Source organism: Prevotella sp. P5-108 (genome assembly GCF_002251385.1).
GTDB lineage: Bacteria > Bacteroidota > Bacteroidia > Bacteroidales > Bacteroidaceae > Prevotella.
The window spans coordinates 213,211-235,804 of sequence record NZ_NPJJ01000018.1; the positions used below are offsets into that span (position 1 = coordinate 213,211).

General features: G+C 52.0%; 19 protein-coding genes. 10 read left to right on the top strand and 9 right to left on the bottom strand.

What is annotated here, in order from left to right:
* The first annotated feature begins 73 nt into the window (after positions 1 to 73).
* Positions 74 to 1,051, top strand: a complete 978-nt coding sequence (locus CIK95_RS03165; protein ID WP_094466231.1) for a polyprenyl synthetase family protein — start codon at positions 74 to 76, stop codon at positions 1,049 to 1,051.
* Between the two features lie 345 nt (positions 1,052 to 1,396).
* Here CIK95_RS03165 and deoC read toward each other — a convergent pair whose 3' ends face one another.
* From deoC to mnmG, 8 genes are all read right to left on the bottom strand, one after another.
* Positions 1,397 to 2,293: a deoxyribose-phosphate aldolase gene (gene deoC, locus CIK95_RS03170; protein ID WP_094466232.1), complete on the bottom strand. Its 897-nt coding sequence runs from the start codon at positions 2,291 to 2,293 to the stop codon at positions 1,397 to 1,399.
* Between the two features lie 31 nt (positions 2,294 to 2,324).
* Entirely contained in the window at positions 2,325 to 2,645 is a 321-nt protein-coding gene (locus tag CIK95_RS03175; RefSeq protein WP_022311227.1) for a nucleotide pyrophosphohydrolase, read from the bottom strand.
* Positions 2,646 to 2,647: 2 nt separating this feature from the next.
* Complete coding sequence (locus CIK95_RS03180; RefSeq protein WP_094420840.1) at positions 2,648 to 2,890, bottom strand: hypothetical protein; 243 nt, start codon at positions 2,888 to 2,890, stop codon at positions 2,648 to 2,650.
* 30 nt (positions 2,891 to 2,920) lie between these two features.
* Positions 2,921 to 3,214, bottom strand: a complete 294-nt coding sequence (locus tag CIK95_RS03185) for a hypothetical protein (protein ID WP_094466233.1) — start codon at positions 3,212 to 3,214, stop codon at positions 2,921 to 2,923.
* 9 nt (positions 3,215 to 3,223) lie between these two features.
* Positions 3,224 to 3,676 (bottom strand): D-aminoacyl-tRNA deacylase, encoded by a 453-nt coding sequence (gene dtd, locus CIK95_RS03190; protein ID WP_094387583.1) that lies wholly within the window; start codon positions 3,674 to 3,676, stop codon positions 3,224 to 3,226.
* 486 nt (positions 3,677 to 4,162) lie between these two features.
* Complete coding sequence (gene uvrC / locus CIK95_RS03195) at positions 4,163 to 5,998, bottom strand: excinuclease ABC subunit UvrC (RefSeq protein WP_094466234.1); 1,836 nt, start codon at positions 5,996 to 5,998, stop codon at positions 4,163 to 4,165.
* A 179-nt stretch (positions 5,999 to 6,177) separates the two neighbouring features.
* The gene (locus CIK95_RS03200) at positions 6,178 to 6,708 is read right to left on the bottom strand and encodes an adenine phosphoribosyltransferase (protein WP_094466235.1); all 531 of its coding nucleotides are present in this window, start codon (positions 6,706 to 6,708) and stop codon (positions 6,178 to 6,180) included.
* 43 nt (positions 6,709 to 6,751) lie between these two features.
* On the bottom strand, positions 6,752 to 8,623 hold the full coding sequence (mnmG, locus tag CIK95_RS03205) for a tRNA uridine-5-carboxymethylaminomethyl(34) synthesis enzyme MnmG (RefSeq protein ID WP_094389231.1): 1,872 nt from the start codon (positions 8,621 to 8,623) through the stop codon (positions 6,752 to 6,754).
* 220 nt (positions 8,624 to 8,843) lie between these two features.
* Between mnmG and CIK95_RS03210 the strand changes: the two genes are divergently transcribed.
* From CIK95_RS03210 to CIK95_RS03245, 8 genes are all read left to right on the top strand, one after another.
* A complete protein-coding gene (locus CIK95_RS03210) occupies positions 8,844 to 9,521 on the top strand; it encodes a fumarate reductase transmemBrane cytochrome b subunit (RefSeq protein ID WP_022311220.1) in 678 nt (225 codons plus the stop codon).
* Between the two features lie 49 nt (positions 9,522 to 9,570).
* Entirely contained in the window at positions 9,571 to 11,553 is a 1,983-nt protein-coding gene (locus CIK95_RS03215; RefSeq protein ID WP_094466236.1) for a fumarate reductase/succinate dehydrogenase flavoprotein subunit, read from the top strand.
* 5 nt (positions 11,554 to 11,558) lie between these two features.
* Positions 11,559 to 12,317, top strand: coding sequence for a succinate dehydrogenase/fumarate reductase iron-sulfur subunit (locus CIK95_RS03220; protein ID WP_094387589.1), 759 nt, complete (start codon positions 11,559 to 11,561; stop codon positions 12,315 to 12,317).
* A gap of 918 nt (positions 12,318 to 13,235) precedes the next feature.
* On the top strand, positions 13,236 to 13,373 hold the full coding sequence (locus CIK95_RS13070; protein WP_158215069.1) for a hypothetical protein: 138 nt from the start codon (positions 13,236 to 13,238) through the stop codon (positions 13,371 to 13,373).
* Positions 13,374 to 13,447: 74 nt separating this feature from the next.
* A complete protein-coding gene (locus CIK95_RS03230; protein WP_094466238.1) occupies positions 13,448 to 15,409 on the top strand; it encodes an Ig-like domain-containing protein in 1,962 nt (653 codons plus the stop codon).
* A 24-nt stretch (positions 15,410 to 15,433) separates the two neighbouring features.
* Positions 15,434 to 15,634, top strand: coding sequence for a hypothetical protein (locus CIK95_RS03235; RefSeq protein ID WP_094466239.1), 201 nt, complete (start codon positions 15,434 to 15,436; stop codon positions 15,632 to 15,634).
* 755 nt (positions 15,635 to 16,389) lie between these two features.
* Positions 16,390 to 17,625, top strand: a complete 1,236-nt coding sequence (locus CIK95_RS03240) for an SAM-dependent methyltransferase (protein ID WP_371591359.1) — start codon at positions 16,390 to 16,392, stop codon at positions 17,623 to 17,625.
* Between the two features lie 62 nt (positions 17,626 to 17,687).
* The gene (locus tag CIK95_RS03245; protein WP_254046405.1) at positions 17,688 to 18,641 is read left to right on the top strand and encodes an N-acetyltransferase; all 954 of its coding nucleotides are present in this window, start codon (positions 17,688 to 17,690) and stop codon (positions 18,639 to 18,641) included.
* A gap of 1,973 nt (positions 18,642 to 20,614) precedes the next feature.
* On the opposite strand, the gene CIK95_RS03260 is transcribed toward CIK95_RS03245, so the two are convergent.
* A complete protein-coding gene (locus CIK95_RS03260) occupies positions 20,615 to 20,797 on the bottom strand; it encodes a hypothetical protein (RefSeq protein ID WP_094389225.1) in 183 nt (60 codons plus the stop codon).
* Positions 20,798 to 21,100: 303 nt separating this feature from the next.
* On the opposite strand from CIK95_RS03260, the gene CIK95_RS03265 reads away from it, so the two are divergent.
* On the top strand, positions 21,101 to 22,468 hold the full coding sequence (locus CIK95_RS03265) for an ATP-binding protein (RefSeq protein WP_094466241.1): 1,368 nt from the start codon (positions 21,101 to 21,103) through the stop codon (positions 22,466 to 22,468).
* Positions 22,469 to 22,594: the final 126 nt, after the last annotated feature.

Genomic DNA, 22,594 nt, shown 5'->3' on the forward strand with positions numbered 1-22,594 from the left:
TGTGTAAAATTACGAAAATAAATTAGATAATGACAGAAAATATCTGTAATTTTGCAACAAAATACTCATAGTCATGGATTATCAAACAGTTATCAAGGCGCCGATATCTGCAGAATTGGCCGATTTCATCGAGATGTTCAACCGCTCGCTCGACCACGAGGATGGCATGCTGGCGCAAGCCCTGAACCATATCCGCCAGCGCGGCGGCAAGCGTATGCGACCCATTCTCATCCTGCTGATAGCCAAAAGTTTCGGAGCCGTAACCGAGGTAACCCAGCATGCAGCCATAGGACTGGAGTTGCTGCACACAGCGTCGCTGGTGCACGACGATGTGGTCGATGAAAGCGCCGAAAGACGCGGCCAGGCTTCTGTCAACGCCATCTATGACAACAAGGTGAGTGTGCTTGTGGGCGACTATATTCTCTCTACCGCTCTGCTCCATGTCTCTTACACTCATCGTGAGCGCATTATCCGTTATCTGGCGCAGTTGGGGCGTACACTCTCAGACGGTGAAATTCTGCAGCTTTCCAACATATCCAACCATGACATCTCGGAGGACGTCTACTATAATATAATAAAAGGTAAGACCGCTGCGCTCTTCGAGGCGTGTGCCTCCATTGGTGCGCTGGCGTCGGGAGCCACCGACGAGGAGATTGAGGCTGCTGCCCGCTTCGGCCAGAACCTCGGTATAGTCTTCCAGATACGCGACGACATCTTCGACTATTACGACAGCGCGGACATAGGCAAACCCACCGGCAACGACATGGCTGAAGGCAAGCTCACGCTGCCCGCTATCTACGCTGTGAACCACGATGCGCCCGCCGAAATCAGAGAGCTGGCTTACAAGGTGAAAGACCGCAGCATCAGCACCGATGAAATCGGCAAACTTGTGGCCTATACCAAGGCCAACGGCGGTATAGAATATGCCGAGCGCCGCATGTGGGAGTTTCACGATGAAGCCTGCCACTTCATCGATACCTATATCCATCAGGACGATATACGCCAGGCACTTAGAGCCTATCTCGACTACGTCATCAAGCGCAACAAATAATCCCCAATTCATCGCGATTTTCCCCTCGTCAGTGCATCATATAGCCATCCACGTGCAATATGATGCACTGATTGTTTTCGGCCGTATTTCGGGGCGTGAAACCGTGGTTGCGGGGCGTGATATATGTAATGCAAGCCATGAAAACACCGTTTCGCGCCATGCACTCAGCGTTTCGCACCCTAAAATTATCGCCAACGTGACCTCCGCCGAGTTGTCGGGATGGTCGAAATGGCTCTGGATGAACGGGAAACGCGCGCAGAGGCGGATGAAAAAAGGGCGATGCAGACTGCGCGGTCTGCATCGCCCTTAGGCGTTATGCCATCCCTCGTGGGGAAGGCTGTGGGGTTAGAAGTATTTTACCTCTTTGCCTTCGATTGTGCTGATAAGCAGGTTGGTAAGACGGCTGGTGCCCAAGCGGAACCACTTGTTGGTGAGCCACTTCTCGCCCAGCACCTCCTTGACGATGGTGTAGTAGGTCACAGCGTCCATCACGGTATTGATACCGCCTGCGGGCTTCAAGCCAATCTGGATGCCGGTCTCGTCGTAGTACTCCTTGATGGCCTGGCACATCACGTAGACAGCCTCTGGAGTGGCAGAAACCTTCTCCTTGCCTGTAGATGTCTTGATATAGTCGGCACCGGCATACATGGCGATGATAGAAGCACGCTTCACGTCGGCCATCGATGGCAGGTCGCCTGTCTCGAGGATTACCTTGAGTGGCACTTCACCACAAATATCCTTGATTTCGCTGATTTCATCGGCCACAGTCTCATAGTCGCCCGACAGATACTTGCCCACCGACTGCACGATGTCAATCTCGGTGGCGCCATCCTTGACTGCGAGCGCAGTCTCGGCAATCTTGACCTCGATGAAGGTCTGAGAAGAGGGGAACGAGGCACATACGTTGGTTATCTCTACACCGTCTACCTCCAGGCTCTCGCTCACCAGTTTGGCGAAGCAGGGATAGGTGCATACGGCAGCCACGTGGGGCAGTTCCTTGTAGTCCTTGGCAAAGTTGTTAACACGCTCTACCATAGCCAGAATTTCCTCTTCGGTGTCGGTGGTACGGAGCGAGGTAAGCTCGATGCTGCCCAGGAGGAAGCGGTGAACCTCGTCGGTATTGTTCTCAGCTGCTTTTTCTACGATTTTCTTTACTTCTTCGGCAACTTCAGCATCGGTGATGTTGAGGTTGTACTTGTTCAGCGCCTGCTGATACTTGTCAACGTTCTTAATGTCTGTCATATTGTTTGGGTTATTAATGATTGTCCTAAAGTTACAGTTTGCTGTTGTTGATATGGCGCGTGGCGTCGCGGCGGGTCTTCTTTTCAAAGCTCTTTTCGAGCTCGGCGGTGAGGTCTATGCCCGTCTGGTTGGCGAGGCAGATGAGCACCCACAGCACATCGGCCATCTCTTCGCCCAGGTTGGGCTTTTCGCCCGCCTTGAAGCTCTGGTCGCCATAGGTGCGCGCCATGACGCGTGCCAGTTCGCCCACCTCTTCGGTGAGGCAAGCCATATTGGTCAGCTCAGAGAAGTAGCGCACTCCATACTGCCTTATCCATTCGTCTACTCGTTGTTGTGCTTCCTGTATAGTCATAATCAGTGGGTTAGGAGGTATGCTGCGATTATGCCCAAGAGCGTCAGGGCCATGATGAGGTAGACCACGGCGCTTCGGCGCTTGTCCTTCCAGTTGCGCAGGGCGGTGATGGTGTAGTAGATGGTACACATGATGCCGCCTATGATGAGCCACGTGGCGCTCTTCATCAAGATTCCGCCCACCACGATGGCGAGCATGCCCAGGATGTTGATGAGCCAGATGGCCGTTTCCTTTATTTCGTTCATATCTTTCACTTAGTTGAAGGCAATTGTGGTTCAGACGGTTACGCCGTCTATCATAACCCGCATGGCGAGCATCACGGTCAAGAAGGCGAAGATGAGGGTAATCACCGCATAGTAGGCGAGCATGCCCTTGTGCCACACGCCCGTTGCGATGCCGGTGCGGAGAATCTGGATGAGCGTCTGGAGCAATATGCCGAACATGATGGCGGCGCCCACCCACGCCACGGCTGCTGCCGAGAGGTGGAGCAGGCGCTCCAGAGTCTTGCTGAGCAGTATGATGGCAAGCGCCACAATTTTTGCGATAGTCTTGATATTCATGTTGTTCATTGCTATAGTTTACTCTTTGTTCTTGGTGTCCATACAGATGGTCACAGGGCCGTCGTTGACCAGTTCTACCTTCATGTCGGCGCCAAACTCGCCCGTGCCTACCTGCTTGCCGAGCGCCTCGCTCATTCGGGTGCAGAAGTAGTTGTACAGGGGCACCGATACGTCGTGCGTAGCGGCTCGGAACCATGCCGGGCGGTTGCCCTTCTTGTAACTCGCGAAGAGCGTGAACTGTGATACCACGAGTATCTCGCCCTGTACCGACAGGATATCACGGTTCATGACTCCCTGTTCGTCCTCAAAGACGCGCAGACCTATAACCTTGTGTACCAGCCAGTCGGCATCCTCGTGCGTGTCGGCGCCTTCTATGCCTACAAGGATAAGGTAGCCTTTGCCGATGGATGATTTGACCTCGCTGTCTATGGTGACCGATGCGCGCGAAACGCGCTGTATGACAATTCTCATAGTGACTATCGTTGTGCTATAATCTGCAAATATACTAAATTTGCCATAATTTAACCCATCATTTGTTTTATTTTTACTCGCGAGGGTAGAAATATCGTCTGCAACAGCCATTCTGAGCCCTCTGAGAGCCTCTGTGGCGGCGTTTTGGGCTGCCATGGGTGTGGAGATACCCTCCAGCCTCGCAGAAGGGCTCTCCAGCTTCGCAGAGGTACCCTCCAGCTTTGTAAAGGTACCCTCCATGATTGTAGACGCGAACAGCATGGTTTCCTATGTAAACTGCATGGTTTTGATGTAAACTGCATGGCTGGCGATGTAATCGCTATGATTGCTGTGAAGGTCGGAAAGGTGGTCGTGGTGGGCTGTTGTTATATGTAATACAGTACCGCTGATGCTGTCACTGACGGCGGGACATAAAAAGACTATCAGCGCAGCGGCGGAGGCTACTGCGCTGATAGTCAATGGGTTAACGAGTGGAGTGGGAGAGAGCTACTCGCTTGCGGGGTGGAAATGGTCGTAAATCACCTTGGCCTTGGCGTTACCCACTGAGGCAGCGAGGGTTGGGAGCGAAGCCTCGCGGATGGCCTTGACCGTCTTGAACTGTTTCAGGAGCGCCTCGCGCGTCTTGGGGCCTATGCCTCGGATGTCGTCGAGCTGAGAGTGGAGCGCGTGCTTGGACCGCTTGTCGCGGTGGAAGGTGATGGCGTAGCGGTGAACCTCGTCCTGGATGCGCGTGAGGGCATGGAACAGCTCGCTCTTGACATCGAGCGCCACCGTGCAAATGGGGTCGCCGAAGAGCAGTTCATTGGTGCGGTGGCGGTCGTCCTTGGCGAGTCCAGCCACGGCAATATTGAGTCCCATCTCGCCATTGACGACAGCCGATACGACATCCATCTGGCCCTTGCCGCCATCGGTGATAATCAGGTCGGGCAACGGCTGGTGTTCGTCGGTCATGCGCTGATAGCGGCGGCGCACTACCTCCTGCATAGACGCATAATCGTCGGGTCCGACGACGGTCTTGATGTTGTATTTGCGGTATTCCTTCTTGGCAGGGCTCATGCCCTTGAACACCACGCAACCCGCCACGGCGTCGGAGCCAGAGATATTGGAGTTGTCGAAACACTCGATGTGGTAGGGGAGCTTGGGCAGCTTCAGTTTGGCCTGCAGCTCCTTCATCAGGCGCGTTTGCTTCTGCTCAGGGTTGAGTTTTTCTGCCTGTTTGAGCCTGTCGAACTTGTACTGACGGCTGTTCATTTCAGACAACTCGAGCAGATGGCGCTTGTCGCCCCGTTGCGGCACCGTGAAGGTGACGTTGCTGAGCTGCCACGACAGTTCGAACGGCACTATCACCTCGCGCGCCGTGCTCTGGAAGCGGTCGCGAATCTCGGGAATGGCGTCAATGAGCAGCTCTTCGCACGTTTCATCGAGCTTACGCTTATATTCAAAGGTGAAACTCTGGTTGATGGTACCGTTTTTCACGTGAATATAGTTGATATATGCATTCCGTGACGCCTCGTCGTCAATAATGCTGAAAACATCGACATCGGTAATGGTGTGGCTCACTACCTCGCTGCGGCTCACGAAGCCCTGGAGCAGCATATAGCGCTGCTTGACCTGCTCGGCCTCCTCGAACTTGAGCGCTGCAGACAGTTGCTGCATCTGCTGATACAGCAACTTGCTCAACTCGCGCGTATTGCCCTTGAGAATTTCACGTGCTTGGCGGATACATTCCATATAATCATCGTAGCTCTGACGACCACAGCACGGCGCACCACAATTATGAATGTGGTATTCGAGGCAAGGCTTGTACTTACCGGCAGCGATGCCTTCGGCGGAAATAGGGAAATGACACTTGCGCGGCTTGTAAATTTTGCCGATTAGGTCGAGAATGTTGTACATGCTACTGATGTGGCTGTAGGGACCAAAGTATTGCCCGCCCTTGCGGTTGATGGTACGCGTCTTGAAAATTCGGGGCAGATACTCCTTGGTGATACAGATGCTGGGGTAGGTCTTGCTGTCCTTGAGCAGCACATTATAGCGCGGGTTGTAACGCTTGATAAGGCTATTCTCGAGCAGCAGCGCGTCTTCTTCGGTGTTGACCACAGTGTAGGTGATGTCGCAGATTTTGGACACCAGCACCTTGGTCTTGAACCTATCGACCTCGGTATGGAAGTAAGACGAAACACGGCTCTTCAGCCTCTTGGCTTTTCCCACGTAAATGATGGTGTGGTCCTTGTCATAGAACTGATAACTGCCCGGTTTCTCCGGCATATTGAGGACAATGTTTTTGAGTCTTGCCAATAGTTCCTCTTTCTCTTTCTTCATGCTTAAACCTATTGGAAACAAATGAAATAGCCGCTTAAAGTTTCACGTGAAACTTTAAGCGGCCTTTAATCTTTGCCGTCATTGTTTCATGCTCGCCGCCGATGGTTCCGACAGTTGTCGGGATGGTGGAGTGGGGCACGGGAATGATGCAAAGCCTAAAGGCCGCTCTCGCTAAAATATTAAACCTGTATGAGAGATGTCACTTCGATATCGTCGTCGAAAGCATCTCGGCCATTGAGACCCTCATTGACAAGCTCGATGATGAAGTTGCAGTACACCTTTTTGGGGTTGAACTTCTTGACCAGGTCACAGGCAGCCTTCATGGTTCCGCCGGTAGCGAGCAGGTCGTCGTGGAGCAACACCACATCGTTCTCGTTGATGGCGTCCTTGTGGATTTCGATGGTGTCGATGCCATACTCCTTGGCGTAGCTCTCCTGTACGGTCTCGCAGGGCAGCTTGCCCGGCTTGCGGCAGAGCACGATACCTGCGTTGAGCTGGAGTGCCACTGCCGACGACATCACAAAACCTCGGCTCTCGATACCCACAATCTTGGTAATGCCCTTGTCCTTGTAGAGGTCTACCATCTCATTGGTAATAATCTTAAGACATTCGGCGCTCTTGAAGAGTGTGGTTACATCTCTGAAATTTACGCCCTTGATTGGCCAGTCGGGAATGCAGCGTAAATTCTTCATCAATACTTCGTTGTTCATTGCAATTATAATATTTATAGATTTATCCTTGTTTCACGTGAAACTATCTTCCCATAAGTACCAGCAGCACATTGATGTCGCTGGGTGACACTCCAGGGATGCGGCTTGCCTGTGCCAGGGTCTCGGGGTTAATCTTCTCGAGCTTCTGGCGACCCTCGGTCGAGATTTCGTGGAGCTCGCTGTACTTGAAGCGGCCCCTAATCTTGATATTCTCCAGTCGGTGCATCTTGTCGGCAATGATGCGTTCGCGCTCGATGTAACCCTTATACTTGATTTTGATTTCTGCTGCCTCGCTGGTTTCCTCCTTGCGGTTGGGCAGACCCTCTATCAGTGCGCGGAGCTGGGGCACGGCGTCGGCCATCTGCTGGATGCTCACCTGGGGACGGCTGACGAGGTCGGCGACCTTGCATCCCATGCGGAGTGGGGTAGTGCCGATGCTCTCGAGCCACGGGTTGATGTCGGCGGGCTTGACGCTGGTGCTGGCGCAGAAGTCAATGATGCGCTCTATGCCCTCGCGCTTCTGCAACCACCAGTCGTAGCGCTCGCGCGATGCCACTCCGAGGTGGTAGGCACGCTCAGTGAGTCGGGCGTCGGCATCATCCTGCCGCAGAAGTATACGGTATTCTGCGCGCGAGGTAAACATGCGGTAAGGCTCGTCGACCCCCTTGGTGGTGAGGTCGTCGATGAGCACACCTATATAACTCTCGTCGCGCGCCATGACAAACGGCTGGCCTCCGCCACACTTGATGGCAGCGTTGATGCCCGCCACGAGACCCTGACCTGCAGCCTCCTCGTAGCCCGTGGTGCCGTTGACCTGTCCGGCGAGGAAGAGTCCGCTGACGACCTTGGACTCCAGCGAGTGGTCGAGCTGGGTGGGGTCGAAGTAGTCGTACTCGATGGCGTAGCCCGGGCGATAGAAGCGCGCGTCGCGCAGTGCGGGGATGGCGTGGAGCGCCTGCAGCTGTATGTCGATAGGCATGCTCGACGAGAAGCCATTGAGATACATCTCGTTGGTATTCTCCCCTTCAGGCTCGAGAAACAGCGGGTGCTGCTCCTTGCCGGGAAAGGTGACGAGTTTGGTCTCTATCGACGGGCAGTAGCGCGGTCCGGTGCTCTGTATCTGCCCGTTGAAGAGCGGCGAGTCTGCCAGTCCGCTGCGGAGTATGTCGTGAGATTGCTTGTTGGTATAACAGGTCCAACAAGGCAGTTGCTGCAGTGTGCGGAGAGGAGCCATATAACTGAACTGATGAAATCCCTGTTCGCCGGGTTGCTCCTCTGTGTCTTCGAAGTGTACACTTCGTCGGTCGATGCGTACGGGTGTGCCCGTCTTCATACGCCCTACGCGTATGCCGTGGCTGGCTATGCTCTCGCTGAAGTTCAGGACAGCCGGCTCGGCGCATCTGCCACCCGGCACCTTATGCTTGCCGATGTGCATGAGTCCGTTGAGGAATGTGCCTGCCGTCACCACCACCGCGCGGGCATGGAATGTTACTCCCCAGATGGTGGTAACTCCCACAGCCACACCGTCTTTGACGATGAGTGTGTCTGCCTGGTCCTGCCAGATATCCAGATTGTCGGTGTGGTCAAGTATTTCGCGCCATTTCCAGATGAACTTTCCCCTGTCGCATTGCGCCCTTGGCGACCAAACGGCTGGGCCTTTTCCCTGATTGAGCATTCTGAACTGTATGGCAGTGGCGTCGGTGACGATTCCGGTCTGACCGCCGAGAGCATCAATCTCCCTGACTATCTGTCCTTTAGCTATGCCACCGATGGCCGGGTTACAGCTCATCTGTCCAATCTTGTTCATGTCCATAGTAATCAGGCACGTCCGAGCGCCCATCCGGGCAGCTGCGGCAGCGGCTTCGCAGCCTGCGTGTCCGCCTCCGATTACTATCACATCATAATCAAATTTCATTATGTTGTAATATTTTCCGCAAAAGTAAGAAATTAAATCCAATTTTTTGATGGTTTTGCTTTGAATTATAATAAAAATATAGTATTTTTGCATCCGCTGAGCCTCTATCATACCTTATAATAATGTGCGAGCAGTCATTTTAGGGTCTATGATAGTGGCTCCCGGTAGTATTGTCATGATATACATTACTAACAATTAAATAATTAAATTACAATCATTTATGTGGTTAATCAATTCATCTATTGGTAGAAAGGTAGTGATGTCTGTAACCGGCATTGCGCTTATCCTTTTTCTGACGTTCCATTGCTGTATGAACGTTGTAGCCCTATTTTCGGGTAAAGCCTACAACATGATTTGTGAGTTGCTTGGTGCCAACTGGTATGCCCTCGTGGCTACTCTTGGTCTGGCTGCTCTCGCAGTGTGTCACATCGTGTACGCGTTTATCCTCACCGCACAGAACCGTCGTGCGCGTGGCGCTTCACGCTACGAGGTAACCGTCAAGCCCGAGAAGGTAGAGTGGGCTTCGCAGAACATGCTCGTGCTGGGTATCATCATCCTGCTGGGTCTGCTGCTCCACCTCTTCAACTTCTGGTACAACATGATGTTTGCCGAGCTTACCGGCATGGCTGTTGGTCATCTGCCCTCTGACGGCTTCGCCTTCATCCAGGACACCTTCAAGAATCCTGTTTATGTAGTGCTGTATCTCGTGTGGCTTGCCGCTCTGTGGTTCCACCTCGCTCACGGTTTCTGGAGTTCTATGCAGACACTCGGCGTAAGTGGCAAGGTATGGTTCAAGCGTTGGCAGTGCATCAGCGTGGTTTACACCAGTCTGCTCATGCTCGCCTTTGTAGTAGTGGTTCTGGCTTTTGCCTTCAATTGTGCCCCCAGCCTCTGCTGAATCGCCTAAGTAATTAATTCATGTAACAATCGAAAAAGTAATAGTAATTATGGCTAAGACTTTAAATTCAAGAATACCCGAGGGTCCAGTAGCTGAGAAATGGACCAATTACAAGGCTCATCAGCGCCTGGTTAACCCCAAGAACAAACTCAAGCTCGATGTCATCGTCGTAGGTACAGGTCTGGCTGGTGCCAGTGCTGCCGCCTCACTCGGCGAGATGGGATTCAACGTGCTCAACTTCTGCATCCAGGACTCTCCCCGTCGTGCTCACTCTATCGCCGCCCAGGGTGGTATCAATGCCGCCAAGAACTATCAGAACGACGGCGACTCTGTATATCGCCTTTTCTATGACACCGTAAAGGGTGGTGACTATCGTGCCCGCGAGGCCAACGTCTACCGTCTGGCTGAGGTGTCTAACAATATCATCGACCAGTGTGTAGCCCAGGGTGTACCTTTCGCCCGCGAGTATGGTGGTATGCTTGCCAACCGCTCTTTTGGTGGTGCCCAGGTTTCACGTACCTTCTATGCCAAGGGTCAGACCGGCCAGCAGCTGCTGCTCGGTGCCTACTCTTCTCTGAGCCGCATGGTTCAGGCTGGCAAGGTGAAGCTCTACACCCGCTACGAGATGGAGGATGTGGTAATCGTTGACGGCCACGCCCGTGGTATCATCGCCAAGAACCTGGTGAGCGGCGAGCTCGAGCGCTTCTCTGCCAATGCTGTGGTTATCGCCACCGGTGGTTATGGCAACACCTACTTCCTCTCTACCAATGCCATGGGCTGCAACTGTACAGCTGCTGTACAGTGTTATCGTAAGGGTGCCTACTTCGCTAACCCCTGCTACGTACAGATACACCCCACCTGTATCCCTGTTCACGGTGACAAGCAGAGCAAACTTACCCTAATGTCTGAGTCGCTGCGTAACGACGGCCGTATCTGGGTGCCCAAGAAGCTCGAAGACGCCAAGAAGCTGCAGGCTGGCGAGATCAAGGGTTCTGATATACCCGAGGAAGACCGCGACTATTACTTGGAGCGTCGCTATCCTGCCTTCGGTAACCTCGTTCCGCGCGACGTGGCCTCACGTGCAGCCAAGGAGCGCTGCGACAAGGGCTATGGCGTTAACAACACTGGCCTGGCCGTGTTCCTCGACTTCTCTGAGTCTATCAACCGCCTCGGTATCGACGTTATCCTCCAGCGTTACGGCAACCTCTTCGACATGTACGAGGAGATTACAGACGTTAATCCTGGTGAAGTGGCCCGCGAGATTGACGGTGTGAAGTACTACAATCCTATGATGATCTTCCCCGCTATCCACTACACCATGGGTGGTATCTGGGTTGACTACGAGCTGCAGACCACAGTTCCCGGCCTCTTTGCCATTGGCGAGTGCAACTTCTCTGACCACGGTGCCAACCGTTTGGGCGCTTCTGCCCTTATGCAGGGTCTGGCTGACGGTTACTTCGTACTGCCTTACACCATCCAGAACTACCTGGCCAACCAGGATCTCTGGCCCCGTCTCTCTACCGACCTGCCCGAGTTTGCTGAAGCTGAGAAAGGCGTTCAGGCTGAGATTGACCGCCTGATGAACATCCATGGCAAGCGTTCTGTCGACTCTATCCACAAGGAGCTGGGCCACATTATGTGGGAGCATGTGGGCATGGGCCGCACCAAGGAGGGCCTTGAGAAAGGTCTGCAGCTGCTCAAAGGCATCCGCGACGAGTTCAATACCAACCTCTTCATCCCTGGCACCAAGGAAGGGCTTAACGTCGAGCTCGACAAGGCCATCCATCTGCGCGACTTCATCCTCATGGGCGAGCTTATCGCCTACGACGCCCTGCACCGCGAGGAGAGCTGCGGCGGTCACTTCCGTGAGGAGTACCAGACTGAGGAAGGTGAGGCCAAGCGCGACGACGAAAACTTCTTCTATGTAGGCTGCTGGGAATACCAGGGCGACGACACCAAGGCTCCTGAACTCATCAAGGAACCGCTGGAGTATGAGGCAATTAAGGTTCAAACACGTAACTATAAGAATTAATAATCATGGCTAAGAATATATCATTCACACTTAAGTATTGGAAACAGAACGGCCCCAAAGACAAGGGTCATTTCGATACACACGAGATGAAGAACATCCCCGATGATACCTCGTTCCTTGAGATGCTCGACATCCTCAACGAGGAGCTTATCGAGGCTGGTCAGGAGCCTTTCGTTTTCGATCACGACTGCCGCGAGGGTATCTGCGGTATGTGCTCACTCTACATTAACGGTGTGCCCCACGGCAAGACCGAGCGTGGCGCTACCACCTGTCAGCTCTACATGCGCCGCTTCAACGATGGCGATGTCATCACCGTAGAGCCCTGGCGCTCGGCCGGTTTCCCTGTTATCAAGGACTGTATGGTAGACCGTGGTGCCTTTGACAAGATTATCCAGGCTGGTGGCTACACCTCTGTCCGCACAGGTCAGGCTCAGGATGCCAACGCCATCCTTATCTCTAAGGAGGCTGCCGACGAGGCCATGGACTGCGCTACCTGTATCGGCTGCGGTGCCTGTGTGGCTGCCTGCAAGAACGGCTCGGCCATGCTCTTCGTCAGCTCTAAGGTAAGTCAGCTCGCACTGCTGCCCCAGGGCCGTCCGGAGGCTGCCAAGCGTGCCAAGGCCATGATAGCCAAGATGGATGAACTCGGATTTGGTAACTGTACCAACACCCGCGCCTGCGAGGCCGTGTGTCCTAAGAACGAGACTATCGCTAACATAGCTCGCCTTAACCGCGAGTTTATCAGCGCCAAGCTCAGCGACTAACACGTCGCCACAGCATACAGCTAAAGAGCCCTGCAAGCACCCTCACCGGGTAGCCTTGCAGGGCTCTTTTTTAGTCTGTCGTCATCGCGGGTTTAGCAGTGGTCTCCCTCGTCCGCCCCCTTATAACTTGCTTTCTGCATAAGGCTTTTCCATGATTTATAACTGCCACTGTTTTAGTTGGTTATAAATCTCTCTCTTCATACAGGTACACTTTTATGAGGGAATAATTGCTGCAAATATACACTTTTATGAGGGAATAATCAAGTCCTCGGTACACTTTTATGAGGGAATGATGGCTCCCGTCACCTTCGGATCCCTTGTCCGTGGCCCCGCCATGTCCTCTCTGTCCAGGCCCTTATCCCCCTCCGCCCCCCTTATTCTCCGCAAAAATGGGGTGAATATGCGGAGAATAGCGCAGATAATCGTCGCAAAACTTGCGCGGGCTGCCGAAGAGTAGAGCTTTACTCCCGTGCTCGTCCGAGTGGTAATTGTCCTTATCCTGATACGCATAGGTGTATTAATAGCCGTTACCGGATGAAAAGTAAAAAGGTAAAAAGGTAAAAGGGTAAAAAGCGCTGGACAGGTTACTTCCCTAATGTTAGGGATAGTAATCATACTAATCGTAGAAACCGACCTTTACGTTTCCCGGAGCCGTCATTAGCGAGCTGGGAGCCGTCATTAGAAACGTGGAGACCGGTCTTTTCATTTTCCGTGGTTCCTGCCTTGGCAGCGCTTGCCATTTTTGCATCCCTCTTGGGGGCTTGGGGCCATTTATCTTTTTGTTTTTCTTTGAAGTTGGGCGTTAGTTGGTTGGTCGGAGCCGTCTCAAGGTCTGCTTTTAGTGTTATTTAACTATCGTTGCGTGCAGTTTTAACATTTATATTGCTTTTTTGTAACATTACCGCTGTAATTTTGCAAATGAAGTCTAAAATATTTGAAGTAACGACCATCGCTTTGTCCATCGCAGTATGCTTGTGGGTTCGTGGTGCTCATCATCTTCTTACCCCGTCAACCAACTATGGCCCTGAGGACGGTCATCGCCCCACCGCCTATTAACCATATAGTGCTAACATATATATCGCAAACTCTAATAAACATCTGGAATTATAAACTATTAAATAATTAATTTTATGACAAAACATTTACGATTATTAATGCTGGCTCTCCTTGCAATAATTTGTACGGGGGGGGTAAAGGCAGCTGTAGGTGATACCTACAAGTTAGTTACACCTACCGATGAACTTAAAGCTGGTGATGTGATAGTAATAGGATGTAAACAGTATGCTAAAGCTATGGGTGCTCAAAAAACAAACAATCGAGCTGCAGTTGACATTACTATTACTAATGGCGTCTTCTCTTTTGTAGATGGTATTGAAGAACTTACTTTGAAGAAAGTAAATGAGAAATGGCAACTTGTTACTTCTGATGGAAAATATCTTTATCAACCTGACAAAAACAAGCTACAGTCAACTGATGATGCTTCTAACACAAATACCCAAGCCTCTATCTCGTTTACGTCTGTTGGAAATTCTACAATTTGTTTTGGTAAATTTACTTCGTTCATCAAACTGAATATAAACCCATACTGTTTCTCTTGTTATGCTTCCTCTACTAGTAACACATATATTGTACAAATCTACAAGAAACAAGATTCTGGTAAGACAGCTACTACTATTGCTTTTGCTGAAGGGATAGAGAACGCTACAGTTACCGTGAAAGACGGTGAGACTTTTAAGGGCTATACAGCTACATGTACTACCGAGGGAGCTAAAGGTGACATCAAATATAGTAGCAGCAATACAGATGTGGCTACCGTAGACAAAAGCACCGGTGCTGTAACCATGGGTAGCAAATATGGGAAGACAGTTATCACTGCTCAGTTTATCGGAACAGGCGGTTATGCCAACTCTAACAAGATTAGCTATACTATAGAACATAAAGGTGCCTATGCTTTCTATGAGTCGTTTGATAAATGTGATGGAAAAGCTGGATGGTCAGGTGGTGCTGCTGCTGCAGGTGCATGGGACCAAGATAAATTAGATAATGCTTGGACTAGAAATGGAACAGTACTCTTGGGTGATGGCTGCATCAGAATAGGAAAGAATGCATCATCTGTCTCCACACCTACCATCAAGGTGGCTGGAAAGGCTAAATTAACGTTTAAAGCAGGTGCTTGGCAAGGAGATAATACCAAAGTTAAAATTGAAATTTCAGAAGGAACATTAACTTATGGTGATAACACACCTGCTAAATCGGTTACGATATCTCCAACTCAAGGAAAATGGGATGATTATGAGATGATAATTACAGGTGCTACTTCTTTTACATTGACATTTAGTAATTCCACGAAAAGTTATCGTTTCTTCCTTGATGAGGTGATGGTTAAGGAGATAGCTGCTGCTGATGTTACACTTGATGAGGAAAGGGATAATGTTGTAGAGGCAGCAGAAAATGCTAATGTAACCTTGAAGCGTACCCTCTATGCAGATGGAGGATGGAATACCCTTTGCCTGCCGTTCTCTCTTACCGATGAACAGACCAAAGCTGCGTTTGGCGATGATGTGGAGCTGCGTACATTAGAGTCTGTCAGTGGCAACACTTTGACCTTTGCCAAAGCTACGGGTATAACAGCAGGTGTGCCTTGTCTTATAAAGGTTAGCAAAGTAGCCAAGGATAACACCTATACATTCACAGGTGTATCAGTCAAGGCTATTAAAGCAGATGCCAAAAAATATGTTATGGATGAAAGTCGTACATTTGTAGGCATTTATGCCCCTATGGATGTAGCAACGAAGTTTGAGAAAGATGGAAATGCGCTTTTCCTTGGCGAGGCCAACAAGTTCTACAAGGCTAAGGCTGGTACTACGATGAATGCTTTCCGTGCTTTCTTCCTTGTCCCTGCAAGCACCGATACCCAGGCGCTTAGGGCTGTTATTGACGGAACCACTACGGGTATAGACGACCTGAATATAGACACGGTCAAGGCCGATGGCCGCGTGTATAACCTGAATGGGCAGTGTGTAGGCTATAGCCTTGAGGGCCTCAAGGCTGGTATATATATCCAGAATGGTAAGAAGGTAATTAAGAAATAACATAATCTAAAAGATATTACGACTATGAACAAGAAATCATATATCACCCCACAGACTGAGCAAATAATAATAGCAAATGATGCCATCCTGGCTGGTTCTCTCTCTGGTAATGGCATGTCGGGTACTTATGGTGATGAACCCGAAGCAGACCAGGGCTATGCCCGTGCTCCCCGTTTCAACCAGTGGGAAGACATTGACGAGACCAACGGGTACGCGGAAAAGTAAATATAAGGTAACGTGAGCTACCCTTAGTGGGTGCCCCGATATATGGCAGACGCGCTGTAAGGTGTGGGAGTGGTTCCCAGCCTTGCAGCGCGTTTTTTATAGGAAACAGCCCTAACCGTTCCGATGGGGGAGTGCTGTTTTAGTTTTGGGGCGATAGCTCCCACAGGGCTGTATCTCCATAAAAATATGGAAATTGCTTGTTTTATTGCTAAATAAAAATTAACTTTGCGACCCGTGTGGGCAACGTGCAAGCCTGTGTGGCCAGCGCGTGCTGGTTGCGGAGGCATCCCCGTCACATCCGAAGTTCCCGCAAATATTCCCGCAACCATCGTGAGAAATACAAAGACCGACCTCCACGAAGCAAAGTAAAAAGATAAAATGGTGAAAAAGGACTTTGAAAAGTAAAAAAGTAAAAAGGTAGAAAAGTAAAAAGGGTGGTCTGCTTGCTGATGCCGGCTGCCTGCACGCCCGTGGTAGCTATGGGAGAAGAAAAGACCGACCTTTGGCCGTCTCATGACGGCTCCCAGCTCGCTAAAGACGGCTCCCAGAATAGAAACGAGCGGTCTTTCGTAAATTGCGAGGACTTCTATGACCGCGAAAGTAGCTGATTTCTCCTTTGGAGGACTTAGTGGACTTTAGGATGGTATCTGTCTCTGTGCTTTTTGCCATCTTGCTTTTTGCTTTTTTACTTTTAGGGGGCTTTCAGGCTGTCTTTCGGCCGCGCGGTGATGGTGGCTACGGCCCTACGAATGACTATGATGAAGAACGAAGATACAATACGGTTTGTGCGCGAGCACGCCTCAGACGATGTGCGGGCCTTAGCCCTTATGGGCGACCGCCAGGGCACGGTAGACATGCCCTGGGCGCTTAACCAGATACGCGGCCGGCAGACGGCGATGAAGAAACTGCCCACGCTGGCCATGACGGAGGGTATAGTGTATCCTCCCCACCTGTCTATGGAGCAGTGCTCGAGCGAGCAGACGGCCGCGTGGAAGGCCGCGGTGTGCGCCTCGGGCGACCATGAGTCCATGGCAGACCTCACGGGCGGCTTTGGCATAGACTTCATGGCCATCTCTAAGGGTTATGCCCATGCCACCTACGTAGAGGCCAACAGCGAGCTGTGCGACACCGTGCGCCACAACCTGGGCGTGCTGCACCGCAGCGCTAACGTGGTGTGTGCCGATGCCACCAACTATCTGCACACCATGGGCCACGTGTCGCTGATATACATAGACCCAGCCCGGCGCAGCCAGAGTGGTGCGCGCACCTATGCCATAGCCGATTGCAGTCCCGACGTGACGGCGCTGTGCGATGAGTTGTTGGCCAAGGCCGACAGGGTACTCGTCAAGCTGTCGCCCATGCTCGACTGGCACGAGGCCGTGCGCCAGCTCCGTGGCGTGCGCGAGGTACACATCGTGTCGGTCGACAATGAGTGCAAGGAGCTGTTGCTCCTGCTGTCGGGCCAGTCGAGTGCTGAGGCTGAGGCCCAACCGATGCCCCCAGGCCAGGCGGCCCCCTTGGTGCGATGTGTAGACTTCACGACGCGGAGCGCGGAGCCCCTGGTCGAAACTTTCAGCGCCGCTGAGGCCACTGAGTCCCCCGCTATCCTGACCGGTGCCGTCGCCCCTGGTGCCTACCTCTACGAACCCTCTGCTTCGGTGATGAAGGGCGGATGCTTTGGCCCCCTCTGCCGCCGCTATGGCCTGCGGATGGTGGCCCCTAACTCGCACCTGTTCGTGGGCGACGCCCCCGGCGATTTCCGCTCGGGCCGCTGTTTCCGCGTCGTGGCCGTCAGCACCCTCAACCGCAAGCAGCAGCGCCGCGCCCTTGGCGGCATAGAACGTGCCAACGTCTCCGTGCGCAATTTTCCCCTGTCGGCCGACCAGCTCCGCCGTCGCCTCGGCCTGCGCGATGGTGGCCCCGTATATATCTTTGGCACAACCCTTTCGGACGGAGGTCACGTAGTGCTTATCTGTGAAAAAATCCGCTGATTTCTGCCGTTGTCTCCGTTTTATTTGCTATTTTTGCACTCTTAAAGAGTTTTTTTGTTAATATGTCAGACATACGTATCAAGCGTGTGGAAACCAAGAAAGACCTCAAAGCCTTTATTGAGTTCCATTACGATTTATATGAAGGCAACGCATACGATGTGCCCAATCTTTATAGCGACGAACTGAACACGTTGAGCCCTGAGCGCAATGCTGCCTTTGACTTCTGCGAGGCCGAATACTATCTGGCCTACCGCGACGGTAAGTTGGCCGGTCGCGTGGCAGCCATTATCAATCACCGCGCCAATGAGAAGTGGAACCGCCGCGATGTACGCTTCGGCTGGATAGACTTCGTAGACGACATCGAGGTGTCCAGGGCGCTGCTCCAGGCCGTAGAGGACTACGGGCGGGCCAAGGGCATGTACAGCGTGGTGGGCCCCTTAGGCTTTACCGACATGGATCCCGAGGGCATGCTTACCTTCGGCTTTGACAAGTTGGGCACCATGCCCACCATCTATAACTACCCCTACTACCCCGAGCACATGGAGCGCCTGGGAGGCTGGAGTAAGGACAACGACTACGTGGAGTACTACCTGGAAGTGCCCGAAACCATACCCGAGAAGTACACCAAGATAGCCCGGATGATAGAGCAGCGCTACAATCTGCACGTGCGCAAACTTACTAAGAAAGACGTGTTCGAGGGAGGCTATGGCCGTAAGCTCTTTGACCTGGTCAACGCCACCTATAAGGACCTCTACGGTTTCTCCGAGCTCACCGACAGGCAGATAGACCAGTACGTCAACATGTACTTCCCTCTGGCCGACCTCAGTCTTATCACCGTCATCGAGGATGGCAATGCCGACAACCGCCTGGCAGGCATGGGCATCACCATCCCTTCGCTCTCGCGCGCCCTGCAGAAGTGCCACCGCGGCCGCTCTGTGGCAGTGAGGCGTCGTCGAGTCCGATGGCACTGGCTGATGCGTCCTTTCCAGACATCTCCTTCACGAGCAGTGTCATGATGGAGCGCAGCTGTTTGCGGGTCACGGGTTTGGTGTAGTCGTTGCCGAGCACGGCGTCGTCGATGAGGTTGTCGCACAGGGCGCGGTTTACGCCGTCCTGCGCCCACACGCTCATCTTGGCTTCCGACTTGCGTGGCAGTATGAACATCTGGTCGCTCGGCAGCTCCGTCTCCAGCAGGCATATATCTTCCTCGCTCTTCATACTTTCGAGCGTTGAGACTTTGAAATCTTCGAAAGAGCCTTCCATACCCATCATTTTCTGGTCTCTGGGTGTGAGGTGTCTCATGTGATAGCTGTGTGAGATGCCGCAATAGATGCAGCTCTTCCAGTAGAGGTGCTCACCGGCTGCGTTTACGCCGATGTATGCCTGGTCGTTGGCTATGTTCTCGTTCATGTCGTGCCATTCCAGTACTTCGGCTGCCGGTCTGGCGCTGAAGGTGTGCGCTTTGTTTCGTTCGCACTTGCCGCAAACCTTGCATGAGTAGTACCATTTGAACGGTTGCTTGCATGTGTTGTACTGGCACACGCGGTCGGCAGCCTCTATCTTGGCTGTGAACACATGCTTGGTGCAGGTGAGAAGTTTGGTGGCTGCCACGCCAGCCTTCTGTGCCTCAAACACATCGCCGCGGTATGTGCGTATGGTGTATGTCGGCTCGGTGGCGTCGAGAGCCAGACAGTCGAGCACAGCCTTGCCTGCGTTCTCGGGGATGAACAATGTGCCCTTGGCGGTGTAGAGCTTTGTGCTCTGTTCCATATAATTGCGTCCCCATTTTGACAGCCGCTCGACGGTGGCCTCGTTGAGGTCTTTTACGTATTTCACGGCATCCACCTTGGGGCTAAGCCACACCTCTTTCAGATTGAATGTGGTGGAGAATGGGGCACCGAGTGTATTTGCGAATTCTGAGATGTTGTAGTTTTCCGCCCCGTTGCTTACGTCGATTATCAACTTGGTCATCAGCAGGGTGTTGTGATTTTTGTATGCATGTCCGCTCGACGAGATGTATTTCTCATGCATGAATTCGTAGAGCTGATCGATCTTGTCGACTACGAGCACATCCAGCGGGTGGTGGTGTGGATACACTTCGTCGGCCTCTTTGCGCGATATGTAGGGCAGGGTGGAGCGGTATTCCTTCTTCAGCACGTCGTAGTCGGAGAAATTGTCATCTTTCTCCTGCGGTCCGGCCTTGCCGCCAGGTATGGTGAATTTCACTTCCATAATGGGGAAGTAAGGGGCGCTTGTGAGCACGCGTGCCGGTATCCCGTTCACCGTGGCCTTGAAGTTTTCGGTCGACAGAACGTTGGAACCGTCTCTCTTTACCCATTCGGTCTGGTAATCTCCGTCCGGGTCTATCACTATCTCAATTGTGGCTATGTAGGGGTATCCAGCCTTCAGTGTGGGGATGCCCTCCTTGTTCTCGCCGAACTCGCCATCCCATGAGATGTCGCGCATTGTGATGACACCGCTCTTGAACAGGTCGCCGTAGGCGGTGTTCACCGCTTTCAGGGCGAGTTTTTCGGCTTTCTCTAAGTCCATTCCTGGAGTAGGGGCGTCTATCGTTATCTCCACCGATTTTATTTTCTTCTTGGCTGTGTCGGCCCACAGCGTGGCTGGTAGCAGAAGCAGAGCCGCTGCAAATGTCAAAAACAGCTGTTTCATATTGTGATTAATTTGATTGTGTTATGTTGAATTGTTATTTATGGTGTTTGGTTACTGTTAGTTCTTGATGGATACTGGTCGCATATGCAAACTTATCCTTAATTCCGCAACACTATTACAAATTAAACTCTTTAAGTACCTGAGCAACAAAAAGTTCTCAGACAAGCCAAGCGGCAGAGCCGAGCGCCCCAGGAGTTTGCCATGTCAAAGACTTCACTTATTTTAGTGTTGCAAAAATAAACAAGAGAATCTGACGATAGACATGGTAAAAATACAAATTAAATCTGAGAAACTCATTCTTTTTGGAGGAATGTTTTCAAGTAGGAAACTTTTTTAATCGTTTTTTCAAAACTGATAGACACATTGTGGCTGTCTGCTTGCTGTCTCCACTCCATATACTATCGATAACCGAGCCGATGACAAAACCGGCGATGGCTCCCAGCACACTCTGTGTCTGGGCAAATCCGCTAAAGAGTCCTATCCATTTGATAAATCCCATAGTTGTACTTATTTTGCCTGCAATTATATCGGTTTCTCATGTCATATCCAAACAAATCACCCGAAATCGTCCTTTCCCCGTGCCTTTAGGCCCCGTGTCGGCGCCCGTTTATCCTTGTTTTGGCGCCGATTGCGGTCTCGCCGACGCCCCCTGGCTCCGTATTCATTGCTCCGCCGATGGCGCAAGTCGATGGATAATAGTTAAATAATGAAAGAAAAGTCCCTTTTTGTTTGTTATTATGTTCCGAAAACATTATTTTTGCAAAACATAATAATTGTAGTCAGATATAAAGAGCGTAGAGTTATGAAGTTTGTAGACAGAATTGACGAACAGCGACGTCTCCACGACGCCCTCCATGGCGACCATCCATCTGCCCTTGTCGTGGTGTATGGCAGGCGAAGGCTCGGCAAATCCACCCTCATCAAGAAGGTGCTCCGAGATGATGATGTCTATTTTATGGCCGACAACTCCGAGTCCGTTCAGCAGCGCAGGCTGTTGGCCAAGGCTTTGAGTTATCATTTAGCGGGATTTGACAAGGTCGAATATCCTGACTGGGAATCGTTGTTCCAGCAGCTTAACTACCGCACTACTGGGCATTTCACCCTCTGTATTGATGAGTTCCCCTTTTTAGTGAAGGTAGATAGTACCTTGCCGTCTGTCCTTCAGAAGCTCATCGATACCAAGGCTCTGAAATACTCCATACTCCTTTGCGGTTCGTCGCAGCAGATGATGCAAGGGCTGGTGCTCGCCGCCGCCGAGCCACTCTATGGCCGCGCCGACACCATCATTCAGCTGACACCCATCAAGATTCGGTTCTTGCAGGAAATCCTGCAGAGCGACGCCGTGGCCACCATCGAGGAATATGCCGTATGGGGAGGTGTTCCCCGTTATTGGGAGCTTCGCGAACGCGAACTTTCGCTGATGGAGGCGGTGCGTTATCATATCCTTGACGTCAACGGCACACTCTATGAGGAACCTTCCCGCCTCTTTATGGATGACCTCACCCAGACCACGCTCTCTTCCACGCTTCTTTCTCTTATCGGCAACGGCGTCAATCGCTTGTCCGAGATAGCCGGCAAGATGGGTAAGCCTTCCACGGAACTGAGTCGGCCTCTGGGCAAGCTCATCAACCTGGGATTTGTAGAGCGCGACATCCCCTTCGGGGAAAGTCCGCGCAGCACCAAGCGTAGCATCTACAAGGTCGCCGACCCGTTTATGAACTTCTTCTACCATTATGTCATCCCCAATCGTTCGTTGATAGCTTTGGGCAGGTCAGAGATGGTCTGCCGGATGATACAGTCGGGCCTGTCCGATTATGTGGCAGCCTGTTGGGAGATGCTCTGCCGTCGTGCCGTGAGCGGAAATGTCATTGACGGAACGATATGGAATGTCGCCGGAAGATGGTGGGGTAGCGTTTCCCGCGACAAGAGTGTGGAACTCGATATCGTGGCCGAGTCGCAAGACAAGAAGCGCGTGCTTATAGGCGAATGTAAATGGACCGAGGGCGAATATGCCGAGCGCCTGTTTGATGACCTTAAGGAGCGCGCTCGTCTCTGTCCTTTCATCAAGGGTCGGCAGGTGGTTTATGTCCTGTTCCTCAAGCGTCCGGCTAAGGATGGCATCACCACCAACGTGTTCCTGCCCCAGGATGTAATCAACGACGAGTTCTAATAAGTGTCTCGTTACTTGTAGACGCTATGCCCGTCGCCCCCACGGCTATCACCGTGAAGTTAGGCTGCGTCTCTGCAATAAAAATAAACGAGTTTATTTTGTATTTCGCTCGACTTGCGCACTTTA